15 protein-coding genes are annotated in these 13,376 nt (G+C 75.0%); 6 read left to right on the top strand and 9 right to left on the bottom strand.

Annotation, left to right across the window (positions count from 1 at the left end; all coding sequences use genetic code 11):
• Positions 1–41 precede the first annotated feature (41 nt).
• The 3 genes from CP968_RS31360 to CP968_RS31350 all read right to left on the bottom strand — a co-directional run bounded on the left by CP968_RS31360 (position 42) and on the right by CP968_RS31350 (position 2,941).
• Positions 42–1,376 (bottom strand): amidohydrolase family protein, encoded by a 1,335-nt coding sequence (locus CP968_RS31360; RefSeq protein WP_150521197.1) that lies wholly within the window; start codon positions 1,374–1,376, stop codon positions 42–44.
• Between the two features lie 189 nt (positions 1,377–1,565).
• The gene (locus CP968_RS31355; protein ID WP_150521196.1) at positions 1,566–2,297 is read right to left on the bottom strand and encodes a GntR family transcriptional regulator; all 732 of its coding nucleotides are present in this window, start codon (positions 2,295–2,297) and stop codon (positions 1,566–1,568) included.
• Positions 2,298–2,344: 47 nt separating this feature from the next.
• On the bottom strand, positions 2,345–2,941 hold the full coding sequence (locus tag CP968_RS31350) for a TetR/AcrR family transcriptional regulator (RefSeq protein WP_150521195.1): 597 nt from the start codon (positions 2,939–2,941) through the stop codon (positions 2,345–2,347).
• 102 nt (positions 2,942–3,043) lie between these two features.
• Between CP968_RS31350 and CP968_RS31345 the strand changes: the two genes are divergently transcribed.
• Positions 3,044–3,832, top strand: coding sequence for an SDR family NAD(P)-dependent oxidoreductase (locus CP968_RS31345; RefSeq protein WP_150521194.1), 789 nt, complete (start codon positions 3,044–3,046; stop codon positions 3,830–3,832).
• Positions 3,833–3,861: 29 nt separating this feature from the next.
• Here the strand turns inward: CP968_RS31345 and CP968_RS31340 are convergent, their stop codons facing one another.
• From CP968_RS31340 to CP968_RS31325, 4 genes are all read right to left on the bottom strand, one after another.
• The gene (locus CP968_RS31340; RefSeq protein ID WP_150521193.1) at positions 3,862–4,764 is read right to left on the bottom strand and encodes an SAM-dependent methyltransferase; all 903 of its coding nucleotides are present in this window, start codon (positions 4,762–4,764) and stop codon (positions 3,862–3,864) included.
• Positions 4,698–5,408, bottom strand: coding sequence for a cysteine hydrolase family protein (locus CP968_RS31335; protein WP_150521192.1), 711 nt, complete (start codon positions 5,406–5,408; stop codon positions 4,698–4,700). Before CP968_RS31335 ends, CP968_RS31340 begins: the two co-directional genes overlap by 67 nt.
• Positions 5,405–6,538 (bottom strand): isocitrate/isopropylmalate family dehydrogenase, encoded by a 1,134-nt coding sequence (locus tag CP968_RS31330; protein ID WP_150521191.1) that lies wholly within the window; start codon positions 6,536–6,538, stop codon positions 5,405–5,407. Before CP968_RS31330 ends, CP968_RS31335 begins: the two co-directional genes overlap by 4 nt.
• A 77-nt stretch (positions 6,539–6,615) precedes the next feature.
• Positions 6,616–7,149 carry an EF-hand domain-containing protein gene (locus tag CP968_RS31325; RefSeq protein WP_150521190.1) on the bottom strand — a complete coding sequence of 178 codons (534 nt, stop codon included), beginning with the start codon at positions 7,147–7,149 and terminating at the stop codon, positions 6,616–6,618.
• A gap of 226 nt (positions 7,150–7,375) precedes the next feature.
• Here CP968_RS31325 and CP968_RS31320 point away from each other — a divergent pair, with 226 nt between their 5' ends.
• From CP968_RS31320 to CP968_RS31300, 5 genes are all read left to right on the top strand, one after another.
• Positions 7,376–7,786 carry a hypothetical protein gene (locus CP968_RS31320; protein WP_150521189.1) on the top strand — a complete coding sequence of 137 codons (411 nt, stop codon included), beginning with the start codon at positions 7,376–7,378 and terminating at the stop codon, positions 7,784–7,786.
• Positions 7,787–7,926: 140 nt separating this feature from the next.
• Positions 7,927–9,189 (top strand): PLP-dependent cysteine synthase family protein, encoded by a 1,263-nt coding sequence (locus CP968_RS31315; protein WP_150521188.1) that lies wholly within the window; start codon positions 7,927–7,929, stop codon positions 9,187–9,189.
• Entirely contained in the window at positions 9,186–10,469 is a 1,284-nt protein-coding gene (locus CP968_RS31310) for an MFS transporter (protein WP_150521187.1), read from the top strand. The genes CP968_RS31315 and CP968_RS31310 overlap by 4 nt, the downstream gene beginning before the upstream one ends.
• A 78-nt stretch (positions 10,470–10,547) precedes the next feature.
• Positions 10,548–11,351 (top strand): GNAT family N-acetyltransferase, encoded by an 804-nt coding sequence (locus CP968_RS31305; RefSeq protein ID WP_150521186.1) that lies wholly within the window; start codon positions 10,548–10,550, stop codon positions 11,349–11,351.
• Position 11,352: 1 nt separating this feature from the next.
• A complete protein-coding gene (locus CP968_RS31300) occupies positions 11,353–11,688 on the top strand; it encodes a TetR/AcrR family transcriptional regulator (protein ID WP_150521185.1) in 336 nt (111 codons plus the stop codon).
• A 21-nt stretch (positions 11,689–11,709) separates the two neighbouring features.
• Here CP968_RS31300 and CP968_RS31295 read toward each other — a convergent pair.
• Together CP968_RS31295 and CP968_RS31290 are read right to left on the bottom strand one after the other, a co-directional pair.
• A protein-coding gene (locus CP968_RS31295) for an IS5 family transposase (protein WP_150521184.1) occupies positions 11,710–12,584 on the bottom strand; the annotation gives its coding sequence in 2 pieces (ribosomal slippage) (positions 11,710–12,237 and positions 12,240–12,584; 873 coding nt in all).
• Positions 12,585–12,628: 44 nt separating this feature from the next.
• Positions 12,629–13,219, bottom strand: coding sequence for a TetR/AcrR family transcriptional regulator (locus tag CP968_RS31290; protein ID WP_150521183.1), 591 nt, complete (start codon positions 13,217–13,219; stop codon positions 12,629–12,631).
• Between the last annotated feature and the right edge of the window lie 157 nt (positions 13,220–13,376).

The raw sequence follows: 13,376 nt of genomic DNA, 5'->3' as shown, positions 1-13,376 counted from the left end.
GCGGGACGGCGGGAGGGCGGTTCGGTGCGGGTCCTCGGGGGTCAGGCCTGTCGGACGGTGATGCCGGCCCGCACCACGTGCGCCGGCCGGGTGAGCACGCCGACGTCGGCCAGCGGATCGCCGTCGACCACGAGGAGGTCGCCCGCGTAGCCGCGGACGAGGCGGCCGACGGAGCCGTCGAGGCCGAGGAGGCGGGCCGCGCCGGTGGTCGCCGTGCGGAGGGCGTCGAGCGCGGAGAGGCCGGCCGCGCGCATCAGCTCGACCTCGCGTCCGATCGGGTCGACGGTCCCGCCCGAGGAGTCGGTGCCGGCCGCGAGCGGTACGCCCAGCTCGTGCGCCGCCAGCACGGCCCGCTGGAGGACCGGCAGGTAGGTGCGGCCGCGTTCCGCGAGGATCGGGTCGGAGGATTCGGCGAGCCCGGCGATGGCGGTGAGCGTCGGCGTGAAGTACGTGCCCCTGCGGCGCATGTCGTACAGGGTGCGCTCGCCCACGAACGCCCCGTGCTCCAGGGAGCGGATACCGGCCGTCACCGCGTCGTGGCAGCCCTTCTCGCTGTAGCTGTGGCAGAGCACGCCCTTGCCGCCGCGCCGGGCGGCGGCGACGATCGCGGACAGCTGCTCGTGGTCGTAGACCTGGGCGAGCGGATCCTGTTCGGGGAGCCCGGCGCGCTCGTTGACCCGGGTCTTGATGGTGTCGGCCCCGCGCGCGAGGTTGACCTCGACCACTCGGCGCAGCGCCTCGGCGGAGCGTACGCCGCCGCGCAGCCGGGCGAGCGGGGCCAGGTCCGGGTCGGCGAGGAGGGTGTCGCCGAGGTCCGGGGTGACGAAGATGCCCGCGGCCCGCAGCCTGGGGGCCAGTTCGGGGGCGGTGCGGGCCAGCTCGCGCACGGCGATGTCCTGGTAGAAGCTCGTCGAGCCGCTGCGCGCGCTGGTGGCGCCCTTGCGGACCGCGTCGCGGGCCTCGGCGGCCGTGTTGAGGTGGATGTGCGCGTCGACCAGGCCGGGCAGGATCCACTGCCCGTGGGCGCGCAGGACCCGTACGCCGGCGGGCACCTTGCCGCCGAGCCGGTTGCGGGGGCCTGCCGCGCGCACGAGGCCCCCGGTGATGACGACGACGGCGTCCTCGGTGACCTCGCCGGTGGCCGGGTCGAGCAGCCGCCCGCCCTCGACGACCAGGTCGGCACCGCCCGGGGCGGAGTCGGGGGCCGCTGCGGCGGAGGCGGCGGAGGCGGAGGCGGCGGAGGCGGAGGCGGCGGAGGCGGAGGCGGCCGCCGCCGGTACCGCCGTGGTTCCGGCCAGGGCTGCGGCGGCCGCGAGGACGCCCCGCCGGGTGAGGCGGCCGGGGGGCGGCGGTTGCGGGGTGGACGCGACGCACATGGAGGGCTCCTTCGATCGCGGGGAGCAAGCGGGGAGCCTTTTGTATACCAGGATGATCGCAAGCCTGGGAAGCAGTGGTTCCACTCCACGAGAATGCCGCAGATCACGCGACTTCACCCCAGCATGGGGCAGCCCGACCTCGGGATTCGCATCGGGATTCCACCCGGCCCGTCTCTCTGGTATACAAATCTAGGCGTCGTCGAAGAGGGACCGCAGGGCCACGGCGCGGCTGTCCCGCACGTGCAGCAGCGTGCTCGCCGCTGCCGAGTCCTCGTCACCCGCCGCGATGCACCGGTACATCACCGCGTGCTGGGCCCGCATGTGCGCGGGCTCCTCCCGCATGCCGAAGAGCAGCTGGAGCTGTCCGCCGAGCTGCTCCATCGTGCGGTGGAGCATGGGGTTGCCGCCCAGTGCCACGATCTCCGCGTGGAAGGCGGTGTGGGCCGCGACCTCGCGCGACCCCTCGCTGTCCGAGGCGGCCTGCTCGGCCCGGTCGAGGCAGGCCCGCAGCGCGGCCAGGCGGGACTCCTCCCCCGGCGCCGCCCGCGCCACGCGCCGGGCCGCGAGCCGCGAGGCCTGCACGGCGAGGGGTTCCCACACCTCGTACAGGTGCTCCACGTCGGTCCGCTCCAGCCGGCGCACCCGGACCCCGCTGTGCGGCAGCAGCTCCAGCAGCCCCTCGGCGACCAGCGCGCGCAGCGCCTCGCGCACGGGGACGCGGGACATCCGCAGCTCCTGGGCGACCTCGCGCTCGACCAGGCGCGCGCCCTGCGGATAGCGGCGGTCGACGATCCGCTGCCGGACCTCGTCCCGGGCCCGCACGCTCAGCGAGGTCCGCTCCGCGGGTTCCGCTCCCCCGCCCGGGGCCCCGTCCGCCCGCGCGCCGCCCTGCCCTGCACCGCTGCCCGTCACGTACGCCATCCTCCGCTCGGCCTGCCCCCGCGCAGACAATACGCGCCGGCCCCGCGTCAGCCGGCGGGGCGCAGGCCGGACAGGAGGACGTCGAGGGCGAGTTCCGTGGCCTCCGGGAGGGGGGTGTCGTCGAGGAGCGAGGCGACCGCGAGGGTCGCGAGGCCGTGCACCGTCGAGAAGGCGACCTGCGCGAGCCGGTCGGGGTCGCCCGGGCGCACCGCCCCGGTCCGCTGCCCCTCCGTCATCAGGCGGGCGACGATCAGCAGGCTCTCGTGGCCGAGCTCGCGCAGTTCCGCGCTGGGGTCGTCGGCGTGCTTGGCGGTGAACATCAGCTCCAGCAGCGCCGTGTGCCCGACCGCGAAGTCCACGTACGTCCGGCCCAGCCCGGCCAGCCTCGCGCCGACCGGACCGGTCGACGCGTCGGCCGCCGCGCGCAGGCGGTCGTTGAGGGTGGTGAAGCCGCTGACGGCGAGCGCGTCCAGCAGGGCCTGCCGGTCGCGGAAGTGGCGCGCGGGGGCGCCGTGGCTCACGCCGAGGTCACGGGCGAGGCCGCGCAGGCTCAGTCCCTCCGCTCCCGACGCGGTCAGTACGGCCTCCGCCCGTTCCAGCAGGGCGGCCCTGAGATTGCCGTGGTGGTACGGACCTTCGACCAAGGCGGTCTCCTCTGCCTCAATGTTGTCATTGACTACAATGTTATCGGTGCCTACATTAAGGAGGGCGCGACCCGCGCGACCCTTCGAAGTGGAGCAGCCGACATGTCGATGATGTACCGGGGCACCGTGGCCCTGATCACCGGGGCGAGCGCCGGACTCGGCGCCGAGTTCGCCCGCCAGTGGGCCGGGCGCGGCGCCGACGTGGTGCTGGTCGCCCGGCGCCTCGACCGGCTCACCGAACTCGCCCGCGACCTGGAGCAGCGGTACGGGATACGGGCCACGCCCCTCGCGGCCGACCTGGCCCTGCCCGGCGCGGGAGCCGCCCTGCGCGCCGAGCTCGACGCCCGCGGCATCCGGGTCCAGACGCTCGTGAACAACGCGGGCTTCGGCAGCTACGGCCCCTTCGCCGAGCAGGACCCGGCCCAGATGGACCGCATGATCCAGCTCAACATCAGCGCGGTGGCCGGCCTGACCCGCGCCTTCCTGCCCGACCTGATGGCCGACGGCCGCGGCGCGCTCGTCACCCTTGCCAGCACCGCCGCCTACCAGCCCACTCCGGCCATGGCCGTCTACGGAGCCACCAAGGCCTTCGTGCTCAGCCTCACCGAGGCCCTCGCCTACGAGACCCGCACCTCCCCGCTGCGCGTGCTCGCCGTCTCCCCCGGGCCGACCAGCACCGAGTTCTTCGACGTCGTCGGCAGCCGGAACGCGGTCGTCGGCAGGACCGCCACCCCCGAGCAGGTCGTCGCGACCGTCCGCCGCGCCCTCGAACGCGGCTCGACCCCGGCCAGCGTGGTCTCCGGCCTCGGCAACCGGCTCTCCGCGCTGGCCTCCGGCCTCGCCCCGCGCCGCCTCGCGCTGACCGTCGCCGGACGGGCCCTGAAGGCCTGACTCCGCAGGCGCACCACCCGGTCCGGCCCTCAACGGGCGGCGAAGACCCAGCGGTTGGCGGCCAGAGCGTCACGGCGCTCGCGGCGCGGACCGCGGCCGTGCCGCCGGGTGAAGTCGAAGGGCGTGCGCACCGTCACCGACCAGCCGTACGCGGTCAGGTCCGCCGCGGAGTCGGGGCGCGGGTCGCCGTCGAACAGGGCCAGCAGGTCGACGCCGATGCGCTCGCGCGCCGCCGTGTAGACGGGGCTGTCCCGGACCGCCTCCGGTTCCAGGCCGATCTTGACCTCGTAGGCCAGGGTGCTCGTCGGCGCGCTGAGCCAGTGCACCGTGTCGACGAGGGCCCGTTCGGCGACGGCGGGCAGGTAGAGCAGCAGTCCCTCGGCGAGCCAGGCCGTGGGCAGGGAGGGGTCGAAGCCGGCGGCCATCAGCTCGTCGGGCCAGTCGTCGCGGAAGTCCGCCGCGAGGGCGACGCGGTGGGCCCGCGGCACGGCGCGCAGTCCGTCGAGCACGTCGTGCTTGAACGCGAGCACGTGCGGCTGGTCGACCTCGTAGACCGTGTGCCCGGCCGGCCAGTCGAGCCGGTACGCCCGGGTGTCCAGGCCGGCCCCGAGCAGCACCGTCTGCCGGATGCCCGCACGCGCCCGGCCGAGCAGGAAGTCGTCCAGGACCCTGGTGCGGAGCCCGAAGTAGCGCCCCAGCCGCCCCCACAGCGGGTCGCCGTCCGCGTCCGGCACGTCCCGCGGGTGGACGGGCCAGCCGGCCGACGCCCGCGCGGCGCGGACGAAGTGCTCGGCGTACGCGTCCCGGGCCAGGGCGTCGGGGCGGTACGTCTCGACGGCCCGCGCCGCGGCCACCAGCAGGGCGGTCAGCCCGACGCCGTCCTCGACCCCGCCGTCCTTGACGACGCTGTCCTGCGGGGCGGTGCCGAGCATGGGTCCTCGTTTCCGGGAAGGCGCGACCACGTGTCGACGTGGTCGTGGGTGGTGACGCGGGCGCCGTACAAGCGGCTCATGAAGCCGAGGATCTGCTCGTCCGGCAGGTGCAGGGCGGCGGTGCAGTCCTCCAGCACCGTCACGTGGAAGCCCTTCTGGAACGCCGTGCGCGCCGTGGAGTCCACGCAGACGTCGGTGAACAGGCCGGCGAAGACCAGGTGGCGCACGGCGCGGTGGGCGAGATGGGTCTCGAAGCCGTCGCCGAGGAAGGCGTCGAAACAGGCCCGCTTGGTGAAGACGCGTTCGCCGGGGGCCGGGGCCAGCGCGTCGGCGAACTCCGCTCCCCAGGAGCCCTCCAGGCATTTGGGGCGCTTGCCGAGGAGGGCGTCCCGGCGGCGCCAGCTCGGCCCCTGGTGGTGCGGGTCGCCGAGGAAGCGGACGTGGAGCACCTCGACCCCCGCGGCGCGGGCCGCGTCGACGGCCCGGGCGGTGCGCTCGGCGACCGTCGCCAGACGGCCGGGGTCGCCGGGGTAGCGGGCGGCGGCGACCGGGCCCGCGCAGAAGTCGTTCTGGAGGTCGACGACGACCAGTGCCGTCCCCTCCGCCGTGGGCGTGCGTCCCGCGGACGGCCGCTCCGCGCTCATCCGCGGTCGACGCGGGAGGCTGCGGCCAGTTGCCCCGGCAGGGGCCCCGGTCTCGACCGTTCCAGCGCCTCGGGGAGGGCGGCGAGCAGGGCGTCGACCACGGCGGTGGTGGAGTGGCGGCCGCCGAGGTCAGGGGTGCGGACGTCCCGTTCGGCGAGGGTCGCCAGGACGTCCTCGGTGGCCCGTACCGCGCCCGCGCAGTCGGCGTACCGCTCGGCGATGGCCGCGGCGGCCCGTACCGTCGCCACCGGATTGACCCGGTCCAGCCCTTCCAGGTCGTCGGCGGACCCGTGCACCGTCTGGTACTCGACCAGGCCCCGTACGTCAGGGTGGAGGTGGACGTTCTCCGTGCAGCGGTTCTCCTGGCGGTCGGAGCCGAACCGGTCGAGCAGGACCACGTGCATGATGTCGGCCCATTCGTTGCCCGCGACGACCACCGTGCGGTCCGCGAGTCCGTGCGTGATGAGGTTCCGGTTGACCGTGTCCGGCTGGAACAGCCGGACGGGTATGTCGTAGCGGGTCGCCAGCTCCGTCACCCATGCGTCGAGCGCGCCGTCCAGCAGGTGGAACTTGTACGCCATGACCACCTGCGAGGGACCCTTCCCCGGCCACTGCCGCCAGGCCCGGTCCACGGCGCAGGCGAGCACCTTCTCGGTGATCTCGCGGCTGAACTCCATGGTCCGCCGGACCACACCGGGCGCGTGCTGGTTCTCGCCCGTGTAAAAGCCCTGGGCCTGGTCGCGGACGAGCAGCAGGGAGGCCTCGCGGGCGGGCTCCGTGCCCGCCGTCGCCGTGGCCATCGCGTCGACCTTGACCGCCTGGAGCCGCTGCCGGACGAGGTAGAGGGACTGCGCGTTGACGGCGGTGCGGAAGATCACCCGGGTGCCGCTCTCGGCCTGCGTCCGGCAGAACCGCTCGTAGTGCGCGGCGTCCTCCTGGGTCAGCCGGCCGATCTCCTGGACACCGCCCTCCGCTTTGAGCGACGCGTACGAGTGGTAGGTGCGCGGGGAACGCACCAGCTGGATGTCCGTGGCGTACAGGCGGGCGAAGGCGCCCAGGACCCGTTCGAAGACGGCCGCGACCTCCGGGCCCGTGCCGCGGCCGACAGCAAGTCCGATGACCCGTTTCACCCGTGCTCCTTCGTCGTCGTTCCGGTGTTCTGGTGGTCCGCCGGTCCGGTGGATGTGCGTGGCGGGAAAGAGAGGTCTCAGACGGTGCTGCGGGCCACCAGTTCGTCACCCGGGATGCCGGCCTTGTCGGGCGCGTAGTAGTCCTGGATCCCCACGTACCAGGTGTGGACCGCGATGCGGTCGGCGGCCGTGGGACCGAAGGCGTCGAAGAGGGCGTCGATGTTGCCGCGTTCGAAGCCGATGGCCGTCATGAGCTCGATGAACAGCGGGCGTTCGACCAGCCCGTCGCCGTCCGGGTCCCCGAGCTCCGCCAGCGCCCCGGCGAACTCGGCGATGGTCGCGTCGAAGCGCTCCGGCGACAGCACGCAGCCGGTGTACTCCTCGAAGGTGATCTCGCCGTCGCCGTCCACGTCCAACTCGGTGCGCAGGGTCGCCCAGTAGCGGTGGAAGGCCGCTCGCATCGCGGTCTTCGCCTCCTGGTCGGATCCGGAGGCCGCCTGGACCACCCGGTCCGCCATCAGGTCGAAGTCCTCTTTCGCGAGGACACCGTGGCCACGGGTGTCGAACAGGGCGAAGACGAGCGCGACCCGCCTGGTGGCCTCATCGTTCATGGATCCGCAACCCTTCACAGTCCAGCCGGCCCGAGTGGGGTCCCGGCCGTCGCACCAATGTCCTGGAAAACGGCCCGCGCCACGCACTAAACGGCCAAGTCCTCACCTGTTCGGGGGAGTCGTCCGGCGGTCCGGGGACCGCCGGGGCGGGTCCGGCGGGCACCGGCGGAGCGGCGGCGAAGGACGGACGGGCACTTCGCGTAGCCGATCGACTACGGTGGGCGACGTGAACGCACAGGTGCCGCGCCGCCGCGGCCGTACCGGACGGTGGGCCGCGCCCGCCCTGGTCACGGTCCTGGTCGCACTGCTGCACCTCTTCGGCTGCGCGCACGGGCCCGGGGTGTCCGGCGCGGCCGGGGTGGACTCCCTGGCCGCCGCGGCCCCGGCGGCCCCCGCGGCCGCGCCCGGGACGGTCCGGGCGGCCGGGTCCGGGGAGGGGACGCACTGCCCGGGTTCGGACGAGCCCAGCCGGGTGCAGCAGGACCGGGGCGGCGACCCCGCCCTGCCGGCCGCGCGCCCCGGCGACGGCCCGGACGGCGCGGCGGCGGCGCGGGTGAGCAGGCCGCCGGTGCGCTCGGACGGCAGGCGGGCGCCACCGGGCGGGTGCCGGGCCGTGCTGGGGGTCTGGCGGGTCTGAGGGTGCCGGTGCCGCCGGGGCCCGGTCGGACGGGGCGCGCACGCGCCGGCGTCCGGCCGCCCGGGCGGCCTGGGGGCCCTCTTCTCCACCGACCCTGAGCGGCCGGCCCCGTCGCGGGCCGGCCGCCGGACAGGACTGCCATGAACACCGTCACCACCCCGGCCCGCGCCGGGTCCGCCGCTGCCGCCGGTCCGGGCTCCGCGCCCGCGGCGTCCCCCGCCGCGCTCTCCTGCCCTCCCGCCGGGCTGCCGGCCGCGACCGCTCCGGCCGCGACGACCCCGGCCGGGCTGGTGGGCAACACCCCGCTGCTGTGGGTGGGCGAGCCGTTCGCCGACCCGGGCCGGGGGTTCTGGGCCAAGCTGGAGGGGGCGAATCCCGGCGGGATCAAGGACCGTACGGCCCTGCACATGGTGCGGGCGGCCCGCGGCCGCGGCGAACTGGCGCCCGGTGCCCGGATCGTGGAGTCCACCTCGGGCACCCTGGGGCTCGGCCTGGCCCTGGCGGGCGTCACCTACGGCCACCCGGTGACCGTGGTCACCGACCCGGGCCTGGAGCCGATGATGGGCGGCTTGCTGGCCGCCCACGGCGCCGAGGTGCACGTGGTCGAGCGCCCGCACCCCGTCGGCGGGTGGCAGCGGGCCCGCCGGGACCGGGTCGCCGAGCTGGTGGCCGCGCATCCGGGGTCCTGGTGCCCGGACCAGTACAACAATCCCGACAACGCGGCGGCCTACCGGACGCTGGCCTACGAGCTGGTCGCCCAGCTCGGGCGGATCGACGCGCTGGTCGTCAGCGTCGGCACCGGAGGCCACTCGGCGGGGGTGGGGTCGGTGCTGCGCGGCTTCTTCCCCGCCCTGAAGGTGGTCGGTGTCGACACGACCGGCTCGACCATCTTCGGCCAGCCCGCGGCCCCCCGGCTGATGCGCGGGCTGGGCAGCAGCATCCATCCGCGCAACGTCGCCTACGACCTGTTCGACGAGGTCCACTGGGTCGCCGCGGACGAGGCGGTCTGGGCGGCGCGCCGGCTTGCCCGGTGCCACTACGCCACCGGCGGGTGGAGCGTCGGCGCAGTCGCCCTGACCGCGCGCTGGCTGGCCGCGACCCTGCCCGCCGAGGCCCGGATCGCCGCCGTGTTCCCCGACGGGCCGCAGCGGTACGCCTCGACCGTCTTCAGCGACCCGTACTGCCGCGAGCACGGCCTGCTGCGGTCGGCCCCGCCGCACCGGCCGCAGGTGATCGCGCACCCCGGGGAGCGGACCGTCACCTCCTGGACCCGGTGCGCCGCCGTGGCCGACCCGCTCGCCGGCCCGGCGGCCGGTGCGGGCCGTACGGGAGGCGGCGCGCCGGACGCGCCGACCGGTACGGCGGCCGGCGCGGGCGCGCCGCGGACGGGGGTGCGGCGATGACGGCGCTGTGGCGCAGCACGCGCTCGTTCCCGCCCGCCGCCCGGCTGCTGATGGCCAACCAGTTCGGGATCAACCTGGGCTTCTACATGCTGATGCCGTACCTCGCCGCCCACCTGACCGGTGAACTGGGCCTGGCCGCCTGGGCGGTCGGCCTGGTGCTCGGGGTGCGCAACCTGTCCCAGCAGGGCCTGTTCCTCGTCGGCGGCGCCCTCGCGGACCGCTACGGCTACAAGGCCCCCATCATGGCGGGCTGCCTGCTGCGGACCGCCGGGTTCGCCCTGCTCGGCTGGGTCGACTCGCTGCCGGCCCTGGTGGTCGCCTCGGCGGCCACGGGCTTCGCCGGCGCCCTGTTCAACCCGGCCGTCCGCGCCTACCTGGCCGCCGAGGCCGGGGAGCGCCGGGTGGAGGCGTTCGCGACGTTCAACGTCTATTACCAGGCCGGGATGCTGCTCGGTCCGCTGGTCGGGCTGGCGCTGCTGGCCGCCGACTTCCGCCTGGTGTGCACGGTGGCGTCCGCGGTCTTCGCCCTGTTGAGCGCGGCGCAGGCGCGGGCGCTGCCCGACCGTCGTGCCGCGGACCCCGGAGCGGTTCCCGCCGGGGGTGGGCCGTCCCGGGTGCCGGTGGGGGCGGGGTGGCGCACGGTCGTCGCCAACCGGCCGTTCCTGCTCTTCTCGGCAGCGATGATCGGCTCGTACGTGCTGACCTTCCAGGTCTACCTGGCGCTGCCGCTCGCCGCCGGCGGCGCGCTGGGTGCGGACGGCGCGAAGGTCACCAGCGGGCTGTTCGTGCTGTCCGCCGCCGTCGCGGTGGCCGGGCAGTTGAGGCTGACGGCCTGGGCCCGGAGCCGCTGGCCCGCGGACCGGGCGCTGGTGCGGGGGCTGGCCGTGATGGGCCTGGCCTTCCTGCCGCTGGCCCTGGCGCCCTCCGGCGGCGGCCGGTACGGCACGGGCGGGGTGCTGGTCGCGCTCGCCGTCGCGGTGGCGCTGCTCGCGGCCGGGAGTGCGGTGGTCTACCCGTTCGAGATGGACACCGTGGTCTCGCTGTCCGGCAACCGGCTCGTGGCCACCCACTACGGGCTCTACAACACCGTGTCGGGGCTGGGCATCACCGTCGGCAACCTCGCCACGGGCGCGTTCTGGGACTACGCGCAGCGCCACGGCGTGGCGTGGCTGCCGTGGGTGGCGCTGACGGCGACCGGCCTGGCCTGCGCCGGCGCCGTGCACGCCCTGTCCCGTACCGGACGGCTGGCCGCCCCCGCGGCCCGGCCGGTGCCCGCCTGACGCGGGCCGGGGCCGGGGCCGAGGCCCGTCCCGGCACCCGCGCCGGGGCGGGCGGGGGCCGCTCCGTAGGCTGGACCGGTGACCCTACGCAGCCTTCACGACCGATCCGCCCTGGCCGAGCGCTTCCGGCGGGACCCCGCGATGCACCTGATGGAACTCGGCGACCTCGACGACCTGTTGTGGCCCCACACCAGTTGGTACACGGTGTCGGACGACGGCCCGGTCGCGCTGCTGTACGCGGTCGGTGACATCCCCACCCTGCTCGCCTTCGCCCGCCCCGGGCAGGACGCCGAGCTGGAGGAGCTGGCCGGGGCGCTGCTGCCGGTCCTCCCGCGGAGCTTCTTCGGGCACCTGACGGGCGCGGCCGGCAAGGTGCTGGAGTCGGCGTACGCGGTGCGGCCGCACGGCACGCTGCTGCGGATGGCGCTGACCGACCCGGGGCGCGCCGGTCTGCACCCGGACGGCCCGTGGCGGCCCGGGCCGCTGGGCCGGGCCGACCTGCCGGAGCTGCTGGAGCTGTTCGCGCGGGCGTATCCGGGCAACTGGTTCGACCACCGGATGCTGGACACCGGCCAGTACGTGGGCGCGCGGCAGGACGGGCGGCTGGTAGCGGTCGCGGGGGTGCACGTCCACTCGGCCGTCTACCGGGTCGCCGCGATCGGGAACGTCGCGACCGATCCGCGGGTGCGGGGGCGGGGCGCGGGCGGGGCCTGCGTCGCCGCGCTGTGCCGGCAGCTGGCCCGGACGGTGGACCACATCGGCCTGAACGTCCGGGCGGACAACGCGACGGCGGTCGGGCTCTACCGCAGGCTCGGCTTCTCCGAGGTCACGGAGTTCGCCGAGGCCACCTTCACGGCGGCGGGGGCGCCGGCGGCCGGCTGAGGTGCCCGCCGCCCTCGGCCGGCACCTGGTGCTCACCATGGTCCTGCTGCGCGACCGGTACGGGGGCGGCTCCCTGCTGCGGGTCGTCTTCTCCCTGGGCCACGAGGACGAGCGAACCCTGCTGCGCGACCGCTTCCGCGAGCAGGTCGCCGACCGGCTCGCCGCCACCCTGTCCGGCCCGGACCGGCAGTCGCGCGCCGAACTGATCGCCGGCCAACTGCTCGGCCTGGGGGCGGCCCTGAGCCTTCACCGGCCGGACGGCGCGGGCTGGCGCACCGGACCCGAGCGCCTGGCCGACCTCCACGCCCCCGGCCTCCGGCGCCTGGTCCAGGGCTAGGGTCTGTTGCGAAAGTGCTGGTCACAGCCATTCGTTGATGGCTGCGATCAGCACGGTCGCTTCGTAGCGGACGGCGAGTTTGTCGTACCTGGTGGCGACGGCCCGGTGCCGCTTGAGTCGGTTGATCCCGCATTCGACCGCGTGCCGCTGCTCGTAGTCGTCCCTGTCGAACTTCGGCGGCCGTCCCCCGCGCGAACCGCGTCCCAGCCGGTTACGGACCCGGTCCGCCGGGACCGGAATCGTGGCCCTGATCCCGCGTCTGCGCAGGTAGGCGCGGTTGCTGCGGGAGTCGTAGGCCTTGTCGGCGCGGACCCGGTTCGGGCGCTTGCGCGGTCTGCCGAGTCCGAGCCGTGGCACTCGGATGGCTTCCAGGACCGGTTCGAACTGTGGGGAGTCGCCGCGGTGCCCGGCCGTGACCACGATGGACAAGGGCTTTTGCCCCTGTTCGACGGCAAGGTGGATTTTGGTGGTCAGCCCGCCGCGGGAGCGTCCGAGGCCGTGGTCGGCCGGCTCGACGGCGATCCCGCCGGGTGGCTCCTTCTGGAGGTCCCCCTTTTCGCCGCCCCGGCGGCGTGCTGGTGGGCCCGGCAGACGGTGGAGTCGACGTTGACGTCCCAGGTGATCAGGCCTTTTGCGTCCGCCTCGGTCTGGAGCCGCGTGAGGATCGCGGCCCACGTCCCGTCCCGCTGCCAGCGCCGGAACAGGTCGTAGGCCCGGTCCCAGGGCCCGTACCTTTCGGGCACGTCCCGCCACGGGGCGCCCGTTCGGGTCCGCCACCGTATGCCGTCTATCAGCTGTCGCCGCGTCCACACCTGCGGCCGGCCAGGCTTGATGCCCTGCGGCAGCAGCGGCTCAAGCCTGGCCCACTGGCCGTTTGTCAGATCTCCACGTCCCACGAGACGTGATCATGAACGAACAAGATCCACTTTCGCAACAGACCCTAGACCGCCTGCCGGAGCCCCGCGACGAGGAGCCCGACGAGGCGGCGGGCGTCGTAGCGGGGGTCGCCGTCGGCGCCGATGCAGAGGTTGCCGACACCGCGCATGAGCGCGTACGCCTCCAGGTCGGAGCGGATCTCCCCGGCGTCCACCGCCGCTTCGAGCAGCCGGGCGCAGACGGGTACGAGCCGGTCGAGGAAGTGGGCGTGCAGCGCGGCCAGTCCCGCGTCGTCGGAGCGCAGCGCGGCGGCGAGGCCGTGCTTGGTGACGAGGAAGTCCACGAAGAGGTCGATCCATCCGGCCAGCGCGGCGTGCGGCGTCGGAGCGGCGGCCAGCAGCGCGGGGCCCGCTTCGGCGCAGGCCTCCACCTGGTGCCGGTAGACGGCGATGATCAGGTCCGCGCGCGTCGGGAAGTGCCGGTAGATCGTGCCCATCCCGACGCCGGCCTCGGCCGCGATGTCGCGCACCGGGGCCTCGACGCCCGACGCGACGAAGACCGCGGCGGCCGCGTCGAGCAGCGCCTCCACGTTGCGCCGGGCGTCCGCCCGCTTGCGCGGGGCCGTCCGCCCCGCCGCTGCCTCGTTCTCGTCCACCGTTGCGTTCCCCTCCACCGCGCGTCCGCTTGCTAAGCGGAACAACGCTCCGTATCGTTAAGCGGAGCGCGGCTCCGCTTGCTCATCATGGCAGAGCGGGGCAGCGCGGGCCACTTCGCGCACCCCCACCACGCCTCGCCCTCGACAGAGGAGACTC

The organism is Streptomyces subrutilus (genome assembly GCF_008704535.1).
GTDB lineage: Bacteria > Actinomycetota > Actinomycetes > Streptomycetales > Streptomycetaceae > Streptomyces > Streptomyces subrutilus.
The sequence above is the reverse complement of the archived record's forward strand: the minus strand, read 5'-3'. Positions and strand labels throughout refer to the sequence as shown.

Excerpts from the sequence above, each read along its gene's own strand:
- CP968_RS31360 (WP_150521197.1), bottom strand. The coding sequence starts at position 1,376 with ATGTGCGTCGCGTCCACCCCGCAACCGCCGCCCCCCGGCCGCCTCACC.
- CP968_RS31355 (WP_150521196.1), bottom strand. The coding sequence starts at position 2,297 with ATGGCGTACGTGACGGGCAGCGGTGCAGGGCAGGGCGGCGCGCGGGCG.
- CP968_RS31345 (WP_150521194.1), top strand. The coding sequence starts at position 3,044 with ATGTCGATGATGTACCGGGGCACCGTGGCCCTGATCACCGGGGCGAGC.
- CP968_RS31340 (WP_150521193.1), bottom strand. The coding sequence starts at position 4,764 with ATGCTCGGCACCGCCCCGCAGGACAGCGTCGTCAAGGACGGCGGGGTC.
- CP968_RS31335 (WP_150521192.1), bottom strand. The coding sequence starts at position 5,408 with ATGAGCGCGGAGCGGCCGTCCGCGGGACGCACGCCCACGGCGGAGGGG.
- CP968_RS31325 (WP_150521190.1), bottom strand. The coding sequence starts at position 7,149 with ATGAACGATGAGGCCACCAGGCGGGTCGCGCTCGTCTTCGCCCTGTTC.
- CP968_RS31315 (WP_150521188.1), top strand. The coding sequence starts at position 7,927 with ATGAACACCGTCACCACCCCGGCCCGCGCCGGGTCCGCCGCTGCCGCC.
- CP968_RS31310 (WP_150521187.1), top strand. The coding sequence starts at position 9,186 with ATGACGGCGCTGTGGCGCAGCACGCGCTCGTTCCCGCCCGCCGCCCGG.